The following is a 15649-nucleotide window of genomic DNA, read 5'->3' on the forward strand; positions in this document are numbered from 1 at the left end:
AATTCTTGATAGTGATGCTTTATTCTCAATATGCGGCTAGTCCGCGCTAATATCAAGATGCCTTAAACATTCACGGATGGCTTCTACCCGCCGTCGATGCATCTCATCCTTAATCTGCACCCCTTGAAAACCTGCTTGAATGACGGCTTGTACATCCACTTGCAGGCAAGCGGCTAAGACAGCGCGAAAGCGGGCGGCTTGCGGATAGGGGCGGTTTTCAAAGCCCGTGCGTCCTTTCGCATCCGCCTCGCACGCTAGCAAGAGTTGCGCAAAGCGTTCGGGTTTGCGGAACGCATCGGTGCTTTCCAGCACTTTCAGGAACGTTTTGGGTTGCAATTCCAGCGCTTTATGGATTCGACCGTGTTGTTCGGCGACATGTTCCGCGAGTTCACGGAAGCGGTTGGGAATTTTCAGGCGTTCACACAACTGCGTCGTTAATTGGCGACTGAGCTGTTCATGCCCGTGATGGCTGGGCAGGATGTCAGCAGGGGTTAGCCCTTTGCCGAGATCGTGGGTGAGAGCGGCGAAGCGTACTTCGGGCGCAGGGCTGAGTTGCACCGCTTGTTGCAGCACCAGTAGGGTATGGATGCCGCAATCAATTTCGGGGTGGTGTTGCGCGGGTTGTGGCACACCAAACAAGCGGTCGAGTTCGGGGAAGAGCACGCGCAATGCCCCGCATTCCCGCAGGATCTCGAAAAAACGTTGTGGGGCGGGTTCGGCTAGGGCTTTGACGGTTTCTTGCCAGACACGTTCAGGTACGAGTGCATCGACTTCGCCCGCCGCTACCATGTCGCGCATGAGTTGTTGGGTGTCAGCGGCGACCTGAAAACCGAGTGGTGCAAAGCGTGCGGCAAAACGTGCCACGCGCAAAATTCGCACGGGGTCTTCCGCAAATGCCGCCGAGACGTGGCGCAATAAGCGCTGCTGCAAATCGGCTTGCCCACCGTAAGGGTCGATGAGATTGCCTGCGTTATCTTGCGCCATCGCGTTGATGGTTAAGTCGCGCCGTGCAAGATCGGCTTCCAGCGTCACATCGGGTGCGGCGTGGAAGTGAAAGCCGTGGTAGCCCTTGGCGGTTTTGCGCTCAGTACGCGCCAAGGCGTATTCCTCACCCGTGTGAGGGTGCAGGAATACGGGGAAGTCGCTACCCACTGGTTTAAAGCCTTGTTGTAATAACTCAGCAGGTGTTGCGCCAGTGATTACCCAGTCACGATCTTTTACAGGTAAGCCGAGTAAGTGGTCGCGGACAGCACCACCAACGAGATAGGTTGTTATATCACTCATGGGTAAATTATCGCTTTCTAGATGATAAGAAGTATATCTTTTTTATGGAATATTAGGTGGAACTAATTTATTGATAAATAAGGCTGAGATTGACCTTCCGCGTGATTTGTGGTGTTATTCTGATTGCTGGAGGAGAAGGCTGGCAAGTGTTTATCATCATAATTAAACAAATACCCTCATTAATCGTTAGGAGTTCGCGCTAATGGCTCATATTGTAATTCTCGGTGCAGGTACAGGTGGGATGCCCGCCGCCTATGAAATGAAAGAAATGCTTGGTAATGGTCATGACGTTACTGTCATTAACGAACGTGACTATTTCCAGTTTGTGCCTTCTAACCCTTGGGTGGCAGTGGGCTGGCGCACACGTTCAGACATCACCTTTCCGATTGAAAAATACCTTGCTAAGAAAAATATCAAATTCATTTGCAGCCGTTGTGACAAGATTGATGCGGTAGAGAGCACCCTGCACTTGGCAGATGGTCAGACCGTGAAGTATGACTATTTAGTCATCGCGACGGGGCCGAAATTGTTCTTCCAAGAAGTTGAAGGCGCAGGCCCACACGGTGGTCACACGCATTCGGTGTGTGACGTAACGCACGCCGAAGGTGCGTATGCGGATTATCAAAAGCTGTTGGCAAAAGGTTCTGGTCACATCATCGTGGGCGCGATGCCGTTTGCAAGTTGCTTTGGCCCAGCTTACGAATTCGCGTTCATTGTCGATGCTGACTTGCGTAAACGTGGTGTGCGTAACAAGTTCAAGATGACGTATGTTTCTTCTGAACCGTACATTGGTCACTTAGGATTGGGTGGCGTAGGTGACTCCAAAGGGATGTTGGAATCCGAGCTGCGTAATCACCACATGCAGTGGATTACCAATGCGAAAACCACTAAGGTTGAAGCGGGTAAAATGTTCGTTACCGAAATGACCAACAAAGGCGAAGTCGAGAAAGAGCACGAACTTGCGTTTGATATGGCGATGATGTTGCCTGCGTTCAAAGGTGTGGATGCGGTAGCAGCGGTAGAAGGCTTGTGTAACCCGCGTGGTTTCGTGATCGTGGACGAATTGCACCGCAACCCGAAATACAAAAACATCTACGCGGCGGGCGTTTGTATCGCCATTCCGCCGGTAGAAGCGACGCCTGTCCCCACAGGTGCACCGAAGACCGGTTATATGATTGAATCCATGGTCACTTCTCTGGTACATAACATTGCAGATGAGTTGAACGGCAAAGAGCCGCACACCACCGGTACATGGAACGCCATCTGTTTGGCGGACATGGGAGACACGGGTGCAGCTTTCGTCGCACTGCCTCAGATTCCACCCCGTAACGTGGCGTGGTTCAAGAAAGGCAAGTGGGTACACATGGCTAAGATTGCGTTCGAGAAATACTTCATCCGTAAAATGAAAAAAGGCAGTTCCGAACCGTTCTACGAAAAATCCATTTTGAAGATGATGGGTATTACCCGCATCTAACACGAATCTGACGAGGAGTCAGGGGCACTTGGTGGGAGGCGTGATTGCCTCCCATTTTTATTTGAGGTTCTGATGAAATTACCTAACGATATTCAAGCAACCGTCGCTCGCGCTTTAGCCGAAGACATTGGCACGGGCGATGTTACCGCTGGGCTGATTCCGGCGGAGAAGCAAGCCAGCGCCACGGTTATTTCTCGCGAAGACGCTACTTTGTGTGGTGTAGCGTGGTTTGATGAAGTGTTCCGCCAGCTTGACCCCACTGTGCAGATTGAATGGCAGTATCAGGATGGCGAGCGGGTAGCGGCGAATGCTTTGCTGTGTACTTTGCGGGGTAGTGCGCGTTCTATCTTGAGTGGTGAGCGGGCGGCGTTGAATTTCCTGCAAACGCTGTCGGCAACCGCGACGGCGACGCGGCGGTATGTGGATTTGGTGGCACACACGTCTTGCCGGATTTTGGATACGCGCAAAACCTTGCCCGGTTTGCGTACAGCACAAAAGTATGCAGTCTTGTGTGGCGGCGGTACGAATCATCGTATTGGTCTGTATGATCGGGTGTTGATTAAGGAAAACCACATTATGGCGGCGGGGTCGATCACCAAGGCGATTCAGCAGGCGCGGGCGTTACACCCCGGCATTCTAGTGGAGGTGGAAACCGAGAATTTGCAGGAATTGGCGGAAGCGACGGCTGCACGCGCCGATATTATTATGCTGGATGAGTATAGCCTTGCGGATATGCGCGAAGCGGTGCGGGCGACGGGGGGGAGATTCCGTTGGAAGCCTCCGGTGGGGTTAGCCCAGAAACGTTGGTGGCGATTGCTGAAACGGGCGTGGATTTCGTGTCGATTGGCGGGATTACCAAGCATGTGCGGGCGGTGGATTTGTCGATGAGGTTTAAAGCATGAAAAAATACCTAGGATTCGCTATCGTACTGGCTTTACTGGCAGGCTGTGGCAACAAAGGCCCGTTAACCTTGCCCGATCAGTCACAACCAAAACACGAACAGGCGAAATAAATCATGGATCATTTTGAATACCGCAACGGGCAACTCCACGCCGAAAATGTCGCCGTCGCTGACATTGCCCGCGCTCACGGCACACCGTGCTACGTTTATTCCCGCGCCACGCTGGAACGCCATTGGCACGCTTTCAACGACGCGTTTGGCGCACAACCGCACCTAGTGTGCTACGCAGTCAAAGCCAATTCCAACCTCGCCATTCTCAACTTATTCGCTCGTTTAGGCTCAGGTTTCGACATCGTATCCGGCGGCGAATTGGAGCGGGTATTACGCGCAGGCGGCGACCCCAGCAAAGTGGTGTTTTCCGGTCTTGGCAAAAAAGCCGCTGAAATCCGCCGTGCATTGGAAGTGGGTATCCGTTGCTTCAATATCGAATCCGAAGCCGAACTCGACCGCATCAACGCAGTAGCGGGTGAAATGGGCAAAGTAGCCTCTATCTCCTTGCGCGTTAACCCCGATGTGGATGCGCAAACCCACCCCTACATTTCCACTGGCTTGAAAGAAAACAAGTTTGGTATCGAAATCGGTCGTGCCGAAGCCGTGTATTTGAAAGCCGCCGCCATGCCTCACCTGAACGTGGTCGGTATTGACTGCCACATCGGTTCGCAATTGCTGACGCTTACGCCATTCATGGATGCGTTGCAACGTTTGCTCGCCTTGGCGGAACGCTTGCAAGCGCAAGGTGTGAAGATTCACCACCTCGACATCGGCGGCGGTTTGGGCGTGCGTTATCAAGAAGGACAAGCAGCGCCTTCCCCTGCCGACTACATGGCGCAATTGTTCACCGATGAACGTTTATGCCAGTACGAAATTTTCGTCGAACCGGGCAGGGCAATTGCCGCGAATGCAGGCATTTTGGTCACAGAAGTCGAATTCCTGAAACTGTCGGAATACAAAAACTTCGCCATCGTGGATGCTGCCATGAACGACCTGATCCGCCCTGCTTTATACAGTGCGTGGCAGGAAATCATTCCAGTTGTGCCGCGTACCGAGGGCGAAATGGCGACCTACGACATCGTAGGCCCGGTGTGTGAAACCAGCGACTTTTTAGGCAAAGAACGCGATTTGAACCTTCAGCCGGGGGATTTCCTCGCGGTACGTTCAGCAGGTGCGTATGGTTTCACGATGGCATCCAATTACAATACGCGTCCACGCGCTGCCGAAATTATGGTGGATGGTGATACGGTGCACGTCGTGCGCCGCCGTGAATCGCTGGATGACCTATTGCGTGGCGAAACTATCCTTCCTTAATTTTCTCTATCGCCCTGCGATTTTCGCGTTTTAACTGGGCAGAAAAAATCCGCTGTGACCGTCCGGCGGATTTTTTTTGCACTTTACCTTTTTTGTAGCCTTAAATGCGTGTCAGCCCGTTAGGCTAGTCTATCCTTACGAATGCAAACCCATACCGTGAGTCAATCCCCAACCGGACGGAGATCGTTTATGCCAGCACCGAATACCACAATCGAACGTCAGGAAGCCGGTACGGTGCTATCCAAGCGTGGCAAGGTGACAGCAAGAAGCACGTTGAATAGCGAGATGCGCATCCTCAAACGGGGCGATGTTGTTTTCGCTGATGACATGGTACATACCGTGCGCGGTGCCAATGTGCAACTCAAAATGAACGACCGTAATATCGTCATGTTGCGCGGTGGCTGCGCGTTTCGGATGAGTTTATACCGCTCGCAAAGTTATACCGAAGGTCAAGGCTTGCGCTATGAATACATTGGTGGTGCATTACGCGAAAGTCGTCGTGAGTCAGTGCCGCTGATCGATTTGGGTATTTATTAATCTGCTATTGTAAGCATTGCTGAAAACGTTCAGCCGCCTGTCGCAATAAGGTGATGTAAGTATTGTCATCCAGCGGTAATCCCATTCCCAGCGGGTCAAGTTCACCGATACGGATGTCGCTGCCTTCCACCAAGGTTTTCACTAGCGTGGGCGAAAATTGCGGCTCTTGAAACAGGCAGACCGCCTGTTTTTCCTCAACGATCTTGCGAATATCTTGGACGTGTTTTGCCCCTGGTAAGCGCGACACATCCAAGGTCACTGCCCCCGCAAAGTTTAAGCCGTAATGTGTATCAAAATGTTGCCAAGCATCGTGAAAGCTCAAATACGGTTTATTGCTGAGTGGGGCAAGTTGCTGGCGGATGGATAAATCGGTTTCGTGGATACGTTGAATCAGCTTGTCGGCATTCAAAGCATAGTCGGCTTGATGACCAGGGTCGGCTTCCCCCAAGGCCGTGGCAATGGCGCGGCTCATCGCAATGGCGTTGTCGGGGTTTAACCACACATGCAAGTCTTCGCTATGGGCATCATGCCCTGTCATTGCTGCGCCGTGGCTAGCGCGGGCGTGCAAGTGCTGAATGCCCGTGGCATCGGCAAGGGTAAGCACCCGCTGCTGTGCTTGCAGATTTGCCAGCGGTTTGTCTAAAAATGTTTCCAAGCCACTGCCGATACGCAAGACCACGGCAGCACTATTTAAGGTACGCATATCGGACGGTTTCAGGGCGTAATGGTGCGGCGATGCGCCATCCGGCAAGAGTTGGCGCAGTTCCAACGGGCTGTTTGCGCCGCCTGCAATGGCGTACACCAAGGCGTGAAGGGGCTTGATCGTGCTGACGACCAGTGGTTTGCTGGTCGGGTCGGGTTGACAAGCGGACAAAACGGCTAAGCACGCCACTAGGAAAATCGTTAGAATACGGAACATTTTTTCACTCTTATACGTTGGCAGGGATGTCCATCACACACTTAGCAAAACTGGAAAATATTGGTCTGCACTTTGGGCAGCGGGTGATTTTGCACGATGTCAGCCTTGAAGTGTACCCGCAAAGTGTTTTAACACTGATTGGCCCTAATGGTGCGGGGAAATCGACCTTACTGAAAATTCTACTGGGTTTGCAAAAACCGGACAGCGGCAGCGTGTGGCGGCAACCCGATTTGCGGATTGGCTATGTACCACAAAAATTTCACTTGGATCGGCTGCTCCCGCTCACGGTTGAGCGTTTCATTGGCTTGAATTTGTGGCGGCATGATGCGGCAGCAGTGCGGTTGAGCGCGGAAGAAGTCGGCGTGCAAGCCTTATTGCCGCAAGCGGTGCAATCCTTATCGGGCGGTGAGTTGCAGCGCGTGTTGCTGGCACGCGCCTTGCTGAATCAGCCACAATTGTTGGTGCTGGATGAGCCGGGGCAGGGCGTGGATGTGAGCGGTTTAAGCGAGTTATACCAACTGATTACGCGCTTGAAACAGAAGCATGGCTACGGCGTGGTGATGGTGTCGCACGATTTGCATTTGGTGATGGCAGCGACCGATCAGGTATTGTGCTTGAATCAGCATATTTGTTGTTCGGGGCAGCCGGAGGCAGTGTCGCGCCACCCCGAATATTTACGTCTGTTTGGGGATGCCCGCGCTGCGGGGTTCGCGGTGTATACGCATCATCATGATCATCAGCACGATATACACGGTTGCGTCGTGCCTTTGCCAACAGATGGAGAGGAGCAACGGCATGGATGATTTTATTGGGCGGGCATTGCTGGCAGGTTTGGCGGTGGTGCTGATGAGCGGTGTGCTGGGCGTGTTTTTGCTGTGGCGGCGTATGGCGTATTTTGGCGATACCTTGTCGCATTCGGCCTTGTTGGGCGTGGCGATTGGACTGATGACGGGCACAAGCATGAATCTGTGGATTATGTTGGTGTGTGCGTTGGTGGCGTTGCTGATGCTGTATGTGCAAAACAATCCGGCACTAGGCAGTGATACGGTGCTGGGGATTATTGGGCACAGTGCGCTGGCGTTGGGTACGGTGGCGTTGACCTTCTTGCCGAATGTGCGCGTGGATCTGATGGCGTATTTGTTTGGGGATATTTTGGCGGTAACACCGTTCGATATTGCGCTGACATGGGGTTTAACCGTGCTGGTCGTGGGGGTGATGGTGTGGCTATGGCGACCGCTATTATCCTTAAGTGTCCACGCGGAATTGGCGCAGGTGGAAGGTGTTAAAGTGTGGTGGGTGAGCGCGACTTACATGCTGTTGATTGCCTTGATGGTGGCAGTTGCCATGAAAGTTGTGGGAGTATTATTGCTCACGGCATTGCTGATTATTCCAGCGGCGACGGCGCGGCGCTTTGCGCGAACGCCTGAACAAATGGTCGTGTTTGCGGTGCTATTGGGCGTGGTGGCATTGCTGGCTGGGATGGGACTTTCTTTGCAAATGGATACGCCTACAGGACCCAGTATTGTGGTGGCTGCCAGCGGTTTATTCTTGTTAACACAGGTAATTTCGCAGCGCAGCACATAAACGGTGCAGCTCAGCGAATGGGATATTGTGCAATGCACCATAAGGTGTTACAAGGTGATGAATAGGACATTCCCTACTTCTTTTGTCATCAATCTATATGGCTTGTATTCATGGAAATTACTGCTGTCTATCCGGGCACATTCGACCCGATTACCAAGGGACACCTTGACCTGATTAAGCGTGCGGGCAAATTGTGTGCACGGGTCGTGGTGGGGGTGGCGTACAACCCGAAAAAGAAGCCGCTATTTTCGTTGGAAGAACGGGTTGCGATGATTCAGCGTGAATTGCACGAACAAGGTTTAGCGGATCGTGTCACGGTGAAAGGCTTTGAAGGGTTGCTGGTGGACTTTGCACGGGGCGAAAATGCACGCGTGCTGGTGCGCGGAATGCGTGCAGTGTCCGATTTCGAGTTTGAATTCCAATTAGCTAGCATGAACCGCAGCCTTGCGCCGGAAGTCGAGTCGGTGTTTTTGATGCCGGGTGAAAGTTTCTCCTTTATCTCGTCTACCTTGGTGAAAGAAGTCGCTATCCTTAACGGGGATGTGTCCCGTTTTGTTGCGCCGCATGTGTTGGAAGCGTTGAAGCAGAAAATTGCACAAGTACGTACTGATCGCGGGTTGGGTTAGAAAAAGTCTGAGTATTGTTATTTTGATAGAAGTTAATGTTATCTTTTGGGGCAGATAGGTAAAATCGCCGCAAATAAACATTTAAGAGGATTTAGTACATGGCATTGATGATTACTGACGAGTGCATTAACTGTGACGTTTGCGAGCCAGAGTGCCCCAACGACGCGATTTCTGCTGGTGATGAAATTTATGTGATTGACCCAAACCGTTGCACTGAGTGCGTCGGGCATTACGATGAGCCGCAATGCGTATCGGTTTGCCCCGTGGATTGCATTCCACATGACCCAGAGCACGTTGAATCCAAATCGCAATTGCAGTTGAAGTATGAACAACTGATGGCGAAAGGCTAAGCATTTAGCTGGCGCTGTTTTGGCTGCTCTGAAATGCCCGCGTTTGCGGGCATTTTTGTTTATACCCATCATTTCACCTAGAATGGTGCTTTCTTCGAGGTGAAATAATGGAAAACTTAGATCTGACCGGAACAGGCTTTGGCATTACTGCGCTGATTCTGTTCGTCTTCGCCTACGCGCTAGTGATTGGTGAAGAGCGCATCCATTTGCGCAAGTCTAAGCCCGTGATGGTCGTGGCGGGCATTATTTGGGTATTGGTGGCAATCGCCTACGCTGGTATTGGGCAAACCGACAAGGTGGAGGAAATCCTCGACCATAACTTGTTGGAATACGCCAAGCTGTTTCTGTTCTTGCTGGCGGCAATGACCTTCATCAATACGCTGGAAGAGCGTCATGTGTTTGCGGCGTTACGCTCAAAGCTGGTATCGAAAGACTTTTCGCTTTATGGCATTTTCTGGACGACGGGGATACTGGCGTTCTGCATTTCCCCGATAGCCGATAACTTGACTACCGCTTTGCTGATGGCAGCCGTATTGGTATCGGTAGCCGCCGACCGACCCAAATTTGTGGCGATGGGCTGTGTCAATATCGTGGTGGCAGCGAATGCAGGCGGGGCTTGGAGTCCGTTTGGTGATATTACCACTTTGATGGTATGGCAGGCAGGTCTGGTTAAATTCACGGAATTTTTCGCTTTGTTTATCCCCTCGGTGCTGAACTGGCTTGTACCTGCGGTGATCATGTCGTTCTTTGTTGAAAAGGGTAAGCCTGCCGCCAATCATGATTTGGCGGTAGTCAAGCAAGGCGGCTTTGTGGTGCTGGGGTTATTTATTGCCACCATTGCGATGGCAGTCATCTTCCACAACTCGCTGCATTTGCCGCCCGTGCTGGGCATGATGACGGGTTTGGGTGTGCTGAAATTATACGGTTGGTATTTGAAAGTGGCTGAACACGATCCACGCAATCAGATTGGCGAGGGGAATATTGGGCGGTTTGATATTTTCAGCCAGTTGCAGCGCTCGGAATGGGATACGCTGATGTTTTTCTATGGGGTCATTTTGTGTGTGGGCGGTTTGGGGGCATTCGGGTATTTGACACTGGTTTCGGAACTCCTTTATACCGATCTAGGGGCAACCTGGGCGAATGTGCTGGTAGGTATCTTGTCCGCATTGGTGGATAACATTCCGGTGATGTTTGCGGTGCTGACCATGCAGCCAGAGATGTCGCAGGGGCAATGGTTATTGGTGACGCTGACGGCGGGGGTCGGTGGTTCGATGCTGTCGATTGGTTCAGCAGCAGGTGTTGCGTTGATGGGACAAGCGCGGGGCATTTATACCTTTGCTTCACACCTTCAATGGACGTGGGCAGTAGCGCTCGGCTACGTGGTGAGTATCTGGGCGCATTTATGGATTAATGCCGCGATACTCTGAACGGTTATAGCACTTTCAGGAAAGCGATCAGGTCACGCTTTTCCGCATCGCTCAATTCGATTCGCGGCAAATCATGGTCTTTATTGGCTTGCTGCGCGGCTTGCACGTAGTAATCAATCACCGCGTCCAGTGTTGCCATGCGTCCGTCATGAAAATACGGGGCGGTTTGGGCAACATTGCGCAGGCTAGGCACTTTGAATGCGCCTGCGACACTGTGGCGGTTGCGGGTGAGGAATTGCAATTCGGTACAGGTTTCCGGCGCAGCATCGCTGTATTTGCCTTGGCAATTGAAGCGGTCGTTGCGCACGCTATCCAACACGGTGGCACGTCCGCTGTCTTTACCGAGCATTCCCGTGCCAATATTCTGGAAAGTTTGGTTGGTGAGCATTGCGCCAGAATGGCACAAGATACATTGCGCTTTGCCCATGAATAAACGCGCTCCGGCAATTTCAGAGGGGGTTAGGGCGCTGCTGTTGTTGATCGCGGTGTCGAGCCGATTGGGGGCAAGCGCTAAGCTGCTAACGTAAGCGGCGATGAATTTCCCGGTTGCGGCGAATACTTGATCCACCTGTTCACGCGCTGCTGGCGGCATACTTTTCCATGCCTGCAATTGTTCCAGCGTGCCGGAAGGGGAGGCGCTAGTGGGCAAAGTCGCTACCGTTTCGGGTGTCGGCAAGTCGGTGAGTAAGGCGTGGTATTGGGAGGCGTAGGCGGTATCTTCCAGCAGCAAGCGCACGATTTCCACGCGGGTGAAACCGTGTTCCGCCGGATTTTCCAACGGTGCGAGGGCTTGCGACCACAGGCTGTCTTTGCGCCCGTCCCAGAAAAACCAGTCGTTGTGCGCAACGCCTAGCAAAGAGGGGGTATTGCGCGTGCCTTTCGCTAAGGCTTCGGCAACGGGTTTGCCGTCACTGAAAGCGTGTTCGGGGCGATGGCAGGTCGCACAGGCAACTTGCCCATTGCGGCTCAAACGTGGGTCGAAGAATAATTGCTTGCCCAATGCTGCTGCTTGCGGGTTATCGGCAAAGCGATTGCTGGGGTCATGCGCGGCGGGCAAGGTGGCGAGGTTGAGCGATTGCAAGGTGGCGCGTTCTTGCGCTGTCCACACGCTGCCGTCGTTACAAGCACTCATGCCCAGCACCAAGGCAATGCCGAGTAAGTAAGCGGTTGTGCGCATCAGAAGGTGAACCGGAATACGATTTTGTCTTGCCCAGCCGCAGAGTGCAGCCAGAAACCCAGTACCCATTCACCCACCATGCTGTATTTCAGCCCGTCAATACGATACTCACCAACCTTACCCGTTGGGACAGCTTGCGGTGCGGTGGGTAAACCGTGTCCGTGGGCGGGCATTCCGCCATCCACGGTAAGGCTCAAGTCGGGCGGCAAGGCTTGCTCGCTGCTGAGTTGCAATGCACATTCCTGAAAGATTGCCACGGTGGGGGCGGTGGCGCAGGTCAGCGTGGCTTGGTACAGCCCGCTGCTGCTGACTTGGTGTTGTTGCCAAGTCGTCGCCGCATTGCCGCTACAGCCTGCCAAGAGCAGACTGAGCGTAGAGAATGTGAGCCATTTTGTTAACATCGTTGTGTGCTCGCTGCTTCAGGTGTAATGAGGCGTTACTGGAAACGATACTCGAAATAGCGCGGTGTTGCCGTGTCATTCGGATAAATGTCCGCAACCGTGCCACCGAACGCCGCATTATTCCCCTTGAACATTAACCGTAGTTTACTGGGATTGCCTAACCAGCTACGTGGCAGGCTGAATTCGGCTGTTTGTCCACTGATCGCATAGGTGGTAACGCCTTGTTCGACCCAGCTCCAACTCTCACCATCCCCCGTGTAACGCCACAGTGTGCTGCCTTCAAGCATGTATTCCGCGCCCATCGCATTAGCGGATGAGCCGCTGGTTTGGTAGCCCGTGGCAGTCGTGCTGTCGGTATCCAAATAGGCTTGATAGCCCCAGAAGCCGTCGGTATTCACCGCGTTCAAAGTGCGGTAAGCGATATACACGGTGCTGCTATTGTGCGCCATCCAACCTTCTTGCCAATCCAGCGGGTTGTTTGCGCCGGAAACATCGGTCGGGTCAGTGCCGAACGAGGTTAATGCGCTCCAATCGCTGAGGTTGCCATTGATGCTTAAACTGCTCACGGGGTTGCTAATGCCGCTATTGCTTGTGCCGCCACCGCCAGTATTACCGCCGCCTGTGGTCGTGGATACGTACATTTTGTAGGTAAAGTAACGCGTGGTTGCGCCGTTGATGAGTGCGCCATCGGGGTAAATGTCGCGGGTAGTGCCACCAAACGCCGCATTGTTGCCCCAGAACATCAGGCGCAATTCCGTGCTTGCGCCTAACCAACTGCGCGGGAAGCTGAATTCCGCGACATTGCCGCTGGTTTGCGTGGTCATTTTGCCTTGGTAAGCCCAACTCCAGCTTGTGCCTGTGCCGGTGTAACGCCAGACATTGCTGCCTTCGATTAAGTAATCCGCACCCAATGCGCCAGTTTTGTAGCCAGTGGTGGTGCTGGAATCGCCATCCAGATACGCCTGATACCCCCAGAAACCGCTGGTGTCGATCGCGTCTTTGGTTTTGTAGGCAAGGTATACGCGGTCGGTATCGTTGGCTAACCAGCCTTCCAGCCAGTTGAGCTTATTGTTTGCACCCGTGATTTCATCAGGGTCAGCACCAAACGAGGTGAGGCTTGCCCAATCGGTCAGATTGCCGTTCACGCTAATGCCGCTGGCGTTATTGGAAATTGTGCCAGTGGCAGGCGGTTGTGGTGGTGGGGGCGGCGGAGGTGGCGGCGTAGTGGTATCTGGTACGGTTTCCGCGCTGGTGCTCAACGGATTTTTATCGTGCCAGTCACGCGGAATCACGCGGATGTGACTCCAATGTGCATCCATGCGCGGCGCATCTTCCGCACGCGGCATGTGGTAGAAGGTGGTGGAAGGCCACACCACGATGTCTTGCCCACTGAGGCTTTCACCGTTCACGAACGTGCTCAAGTCAGCCGCACACGCATTGGTGGTGGGGTTGTGAGACGCAAACAGTTCGCAACTTTTTTGCTTGGTCACAAAAAAATCGTGTTGGGTAAACGGTTCACTGCTAGGGCCGTCATCGCGTTGCACCGATTCGGGCAGTTGGATTTCGTAAGACATCGGCAACCCTTTGGCGTTTTTCAGGTTGCTATCCATGATCCGCCAAGAGCGCACTTGCGTGGGGTCAACCGAACGCGCTGCTTCGCTGGTGAGCGCGGTATGGGTACGCGCCATTTTGCCGTTGCTTTGGGTGTAGTTGATTTCTTCCACCACGTCGTCTGAGCCTGTGCCGCCGAGATCGAAGTCGAGTTTCCAGAAGAAATTGTGCAAATGCGCAATGCCGATTTTGTTGCTTTCCAGCAGCCAGCCGTGCGGGGCGAGGGTGCTTGCGCCAAAGCGTTGCAATGCGCCCGTAGCACCAATGCCCGGTTCGATTGCGCCGTCATCCAAGAAACGCCATTCGGGAATGTAGTTGTATGCACCAATTGCGGACACGCTGAATAGGCTGAGTGCATCCCCTTGCAGGCGGTCATTGTCAACGCTATAGGCATCATCGCGAGGACTGATTTGTTTGCACAGAATGTTTTTGCCTGCGTAATTCAGCAGTTGCCCGCCCACACATTCTTGCGTGGTGAGTGCGGACATATAACCGCCGCCTAGCCCGTAGTCGGACACGTCGTGGTAGCGAGCGCCATTGTCGTCATACGGGACGTGAATTTGTGCGACAGCGGCTTGGAATAACACCATGCGGCGCGTGCCATTGGGCGGGGTGTAATGGACGTGGTGCAACACCACGCCTTCGCGGTTGCGGTGTTCCCAGCACATATCCCAGCGGGCTTGGTTGGGAAGCGTCGTGTCCACGTAATATTGGTCAGCACAGAATTCGGCAGCGTGCGCGGTGCTGGGCAGGAAGCCGTGCAGCGCTAACAGTGCGAGGGCGGCATAGGCGTAGTTGGTTGTTTGCATGGTTGTTGTTCCCTGCCTCAAAACGGATTGGTGGAATGCCAGTCGCGTGGCAATAACTGAAAGCTGCTCCAGACGGTGCTGATGCGGTTGCTGTCTTCACTGCGCGGCAGGTGGTGATAGCTTTGCTTGTACCAAACCACTACATCTTGCTGGTTGATGCTTTCGGCATTGGCGAATTGGCTGACATTGCCGCCGCAAGCGCTGGTGGGATTGTTGGCAGCGTATTTTTCGCAAGCGTTGTAACGGGTGAAAAATACGTCTTGCGCTAACCAGCTTGCATTGCTGCTATTGGCGCGGCTGGCGTCGTAATGGTTGGGCACGAGTTCGTAGGAGATTTGCCCGACACTGCCATTGGTGAGGATGCCGTCACGGATGCGCCAGAAACGTTTGGTTTCGGGGTCAAAGCTGCGTCCTGTTTCGGTGTTTAAGGCGGTAATCGCTTTGGTTTTGCGCAAGCGATCGGTAGTCGGCGTGCTGGTGATTTCTTCCACAACATCGTTGGCGTGAGTGGTGTCGAGGTCGAAATCGAGTCGCCATAACGCGTGATCGGTAAAGCCCGTGGCAATTTTGCCGCTTTTCATCGCAGGCCAGCCGTATTGGGCGGCAGTGGCATCGACCACGGGTAATTCGCCACTTAAACCGACACTGGGTTCAATCGTGCCGTTTTCAAAGAACCGCCAGCGCACGCTGTAGTTACGTGCACCGATTTGCGAGTGGCTGGCGAGTTCCAGCAATTGCCCTTGGCGTTGCGTAGTGTATTTATAGAAATAGCCGTGGCTACGGGTGGTTTCGCACAGCACATTGCGTCCATTGTCAGCGCGAAGTGTACCGCCAGCGCAGTCTGGCGCGGTGAGGGTTTGCAGGTTGTTGCCGCCAAAGCCAGCCTCGGTGGTGAGCATGAGCGGGGCGACTGAGCCATCGTCGAATGCGGTTTCCAGTTGGGAAAGCGCGGCTTCACCGAGAACACGGCGGGCGGCGTTATTGGGGGCTTTGTAGGTGACTTGCGAAAGCACGATGCCTTCGGCGGGGCGCACTGCCCAGCACAAATTCCAGCTTGCGCCGGAGGCAAAGGTTTTGCTGAGGGTTTGTCCATTGCAAGCGGTGCTGGGGGCGGCAAACGCAGGGCTTTGCCACAAGGCAAGCAGGCTCAGTGCGAGTAGGGGAGTGCGGTAGTGCATGGTGGT

General features: G+C 53.6%; 15 protein-coding genes and 1 pseudogene. 10 read left to right on the top strand and 6 right to left on the bottom strand.

What is annotated here, in order from left to right:
• Positions 1-36: 36 nt before the first annotated feature.
• Positions 37-1284 carry a multifunctional CCA addition/repair protein gene (locus tag J1836_RS09360; protein WP_278189470.1) on the bottom strand — a complete coding sequence of 416 codons (1248 nt, stop codon included), beginning with the start codon at positions 1282-1284 and terminating at the stop codon, positions 37-39.
• Between the two features lie 202 nt (positions 1285-1486).
• Between J1836_RS09360 and J1836_RS09365 the strand changes: the two genes are divergently transcribed.
• The 5 genes and pseudogenes from J1836_RS09365 (at position 1487) to J1836_RS09385 (ending at position 5561) form a co-directional block, all read left to right on the top strand.
• A complete protein-coding gene (locus J1836_RS09365) occupies positions 1487-2758 on the top strand; it encodes an NAD(P)/FAD-dependent oxidoreductase (protein WP_207250857.1) in 1272 nt (423 codons plus the stop codon).
• A gap of 72 nt (positions 2759-2830) precedes the next feature.
• Positions 2831-3660: pseudogene (gene nadC / locus J1836_RS09370) on the top strand (carboxylating nicotinate-nucleotide diphosphorylase).
• Complete coding sequence (gene lptM / locus J1836_RS09375; protein WP_207250858.1) at positions 3657-3770, top strand: LPS translocon maturation chaperone LptM; 114 nt, start codon at positions 3657-3659, stop codon at positions 3768-3770. Before nadC ends, lptM begins: the two are co-directional and overlap by 4 nt.
• Positions 3771-3773: 3 nt before the next feature.
• Positions 3774-5024 carry a diaminopimelate decarboxylase gene (lysA, locus tag J1836_RS09380; protein WP_207250859.1) on the top strand — a complete coding sequence of 417 codons (1251 nt, stop codon included), beginning with the start codon at positions 3774-3776 and terminating at the stop codon, positions 5022-5024.
• Positions 5025-5213: 189 nt separating this feature from the next.
• The gene (locus J1836_RS09385) at positions 5214-5561 is read left to right on the top strand and encodes a FecR family protein (protein ID WP_207250860.1); all 348 of its coding nucleotides are present in this window, start codon (positions 5214-5216) and stop codon (positions 5559-5561) included.
• Between the two features lie 4 nt (positions 5562-5565).
• Here the strand turns inward: J1836_RS09385 and J1836_RS09390 are convergent, their stop codons facing one another.
• Positions 5566-6480: a zinc ABC transporter substrate-binding protein gene (locus J1836_RS09390; RefSeq protein WP_207250861.1), complete on the bottom strand. Its 915-nt coding sequence runs from the start codon at positions 6478-6480 to the stop codon at positions 5566-5568.
• A gap of 26 nt (positions 6481-6506) precedes the next feature.
• On the opposite strand from J1836_RS09390, the gene znuC reads away from it, so the two are divergent.
• The 5 genes from znuC (at position 6507) to nhaD (ending at position 10467) form a co-directional block, all read left to right on the top strand.
• A complete protein-coding gene (gene znuC / locus J1836_RS09395) occupies positions 6507-7283 on the top strand; it encodes a zinc ABC transporter ATP-binding protein ZnuC (protein WP_207250862.1) in 777 nt (258 codons plus the stop codon).
• Entirely contained in the window at positions 7276-8064 is a 789-nt protein-coding gene (locus J1836_RS09400; protein WP_207250863.1) for an iron chelate uptake ABC transporter family permease subunit, read from the top strand. Before znuC ends, J1836_RS09400 begins: the two co-directional genes overlap by 8 nt.
• A 110-nt stretch (positions 8065-8174) precedes the next feature.
• A complete protein-coding gene (gene coaD, locus J1836_RS09405) occupies positions 8175-8690 on the top strand; it encodes a pantetheine-phosphate adenylyltransferase (RefSeq protein WP_207250864.1) in 516 nt (171 codons plus the stop codon).
• Positions 8691-8788: 98 nt separating this feature from the next.
• Entirely contained in the window at positions 8789-9040 is a 252-nt protein-coding gene (locus tag J1836_RS09410; RefSeq protein WP_207250865.1) for a YfhL family 4Fe-4S dicluster ferredoxin, read from the top strand.
• A 107-nt stretch (positions 9041-9147) separates the two neighbouring features.
• Positions 9148-10467: a sodium:proton antiporter NhaD gene (gene nhaD / locus J1836_RS09415; protein WP_207250866.1), complete on the top strand. Its 1320-nt coding sequence runs from the start codon at positions 9148-9150 to the stop codon at positions 10465-10467.
• Between the two features lie 4 nt (positions 10468-10471).
• On the opposite strand, the gene J1836_RS09420 is transcribed toward nhaD, so the two are convergent.
• From J1836_RS09420 to J1836_RS09435, 4 genes are read right to left on the bottom strand one after another with little or no spacing between them, the layout of a single operon-like run.
• Positions 10472-11644: a cytochrome-c peroxidase gene (locus J1836_RS09420; protein ID WP_207250867.1), complete on the bottom strand. Its 1173-nt coding sequence runs from the start codon at positions 11642-11644 to the stop codon at positions 10472-10474.
• Positions 11644-12045 carry a hypothetical protein gene (locus J1836_RS09425; protein WP_207250868.1) on the bottom strand — a complete coding sequence of 134 codons (402 nt, stop codon included), beginning with the start codon at positions 12043-12045 and terminating at the stop codon, positions 11644-11646. Before J1836_RS09425 ends, J1836_RS09420 begins: the two co-directional genes overlap by 1 nt.
• Before the next feature lie 35 nt (positions 12046-12080).
• Entirely contained in the window at positions 12081-14465 is a 2385-nt protein-coding gene (locus tag J1836_RS09430; protein ID WP_207250869.1) for a copper amine oxidase, read from the bottom strand.
• Between the two features lie 17 nt (positions 14466-14482).
• On the bottom strand, positions 14483-15643 hold the full coding sequence (locus J1836_RS09435) for a copper amine oxidase (RefSeq protein ID WP_207250870.1): 1161 nt from the start codon (positions 15641-15643) through the stop codon (positions 14483-14485).
• Between the last annotated feature and the right edge of the window lie 6 nt (positions 15644-15649).

It is taken from the genome of Thiothrix fructosivorans (assembly GCF_017349355.1).
GTDB lineage: Bacteria > Pseudomonadota > Gammaproteobacteria > Thiotrichales > Thiotrichaceae > Thiothrix > Thiothrix fructosivorans.

Coding starts and splice junctions, on each gene's coding strand:
- J1836_RS09360 (WP_278189470.1), bottom strand. CDS start 1,284: ATGAGTGATATAACAACCTATCTCGTTGGTGGTGCTGTCCGCGACCAC.
- J1836_RS09365 (WP_207250857.1), top strand. CDS start 1,487: ATGGCTCATATTGTAATTCTCGGTGCAGGTACAGGTGGGATGCCCGCC.
- lptM (WP_207250858.1), top strand. CDS start 3,657: ATGAAAAAATACCTAGGATTCGCTATCGTACTGGCTTTACTGGCAGGC.
- lysA (WP_207250859.1), top strand. CDS start 3,774: ATGGATCATTTTGAATACCGCAACGGGCAACTCCACGCCGAAAATGTC.
- J1836_RS09385 (WP_207250860.1), top strand. CDS start 5,214: ATGCCAGCACCGAATACCACAATCGAACGTCAGGAAGCCGGTACGGTG.
- J1836_RS09390 (WP_207250861.1), bottom strand. CDS start 6,480: ATGTTCCGTATTCTAACGATTTTCCTAGTGGCGTGCTTAGCCGTTTTG.
- znuC (WP_207250862.1), top strand. CDS start 6,507: ATGTCCATCACACACTTAGCAAAACTGGAAAATATTGGTCTGCACTTT.
- J1836_RS09400 (WP_207250863.1), top strand. CDS start 7,276: ATGGATGATTTTATTGGGCGGGCATTGCTGGCAGGTTTGGCGGTGGTG.
- coaD (WP_207250864.1), top strand. CDS start 8,175: ATGGAAATTACTGCTGTCTATCCGGGCACATTCGACCCGATTACCAAG.
- J1836_RS09410 (WP_207250865.1), top strand. CDS start 8,789: ATGGCATTGATGATTACTGACGAGTGCATTAACTGTGACGTTTGCGAG.
- nhaD (WP_207250866.1), top strand. CDS start 9,148: ATGGAAAACTTAGATCTGACCGGAACAGGCTTTGGCATTACTGCGCTG.
- J1836_RS09420 (WP_207250867.1), bottom strand. CDS start 11,644: ATGCGCACAACCGCTTACTTACTCGGCATTGCCTTGGTGCTGGGCATG.
- J1836_RS09425 (WP_207250868.1), bottom strand. CDS start 12,045: ATGTTAACAAAATGGCTCACATTCTCTACGCTCAGTCTGCTCTTGGCA.
- J1836_RS09430 (WP_207250869.1), bottom strand. CDS start 14,465: ATGCAAACAACCAACTACGCCTATGCCGCCCTCGCACTGTTAGCGCTG.
- J1836_RS09435 (WP_207250870.1), bottom strand. CDS start 15,643: ATGCACTACCGCACTCCCCTACTCGCACTGAGCCTGCTTGCCTTGTGG.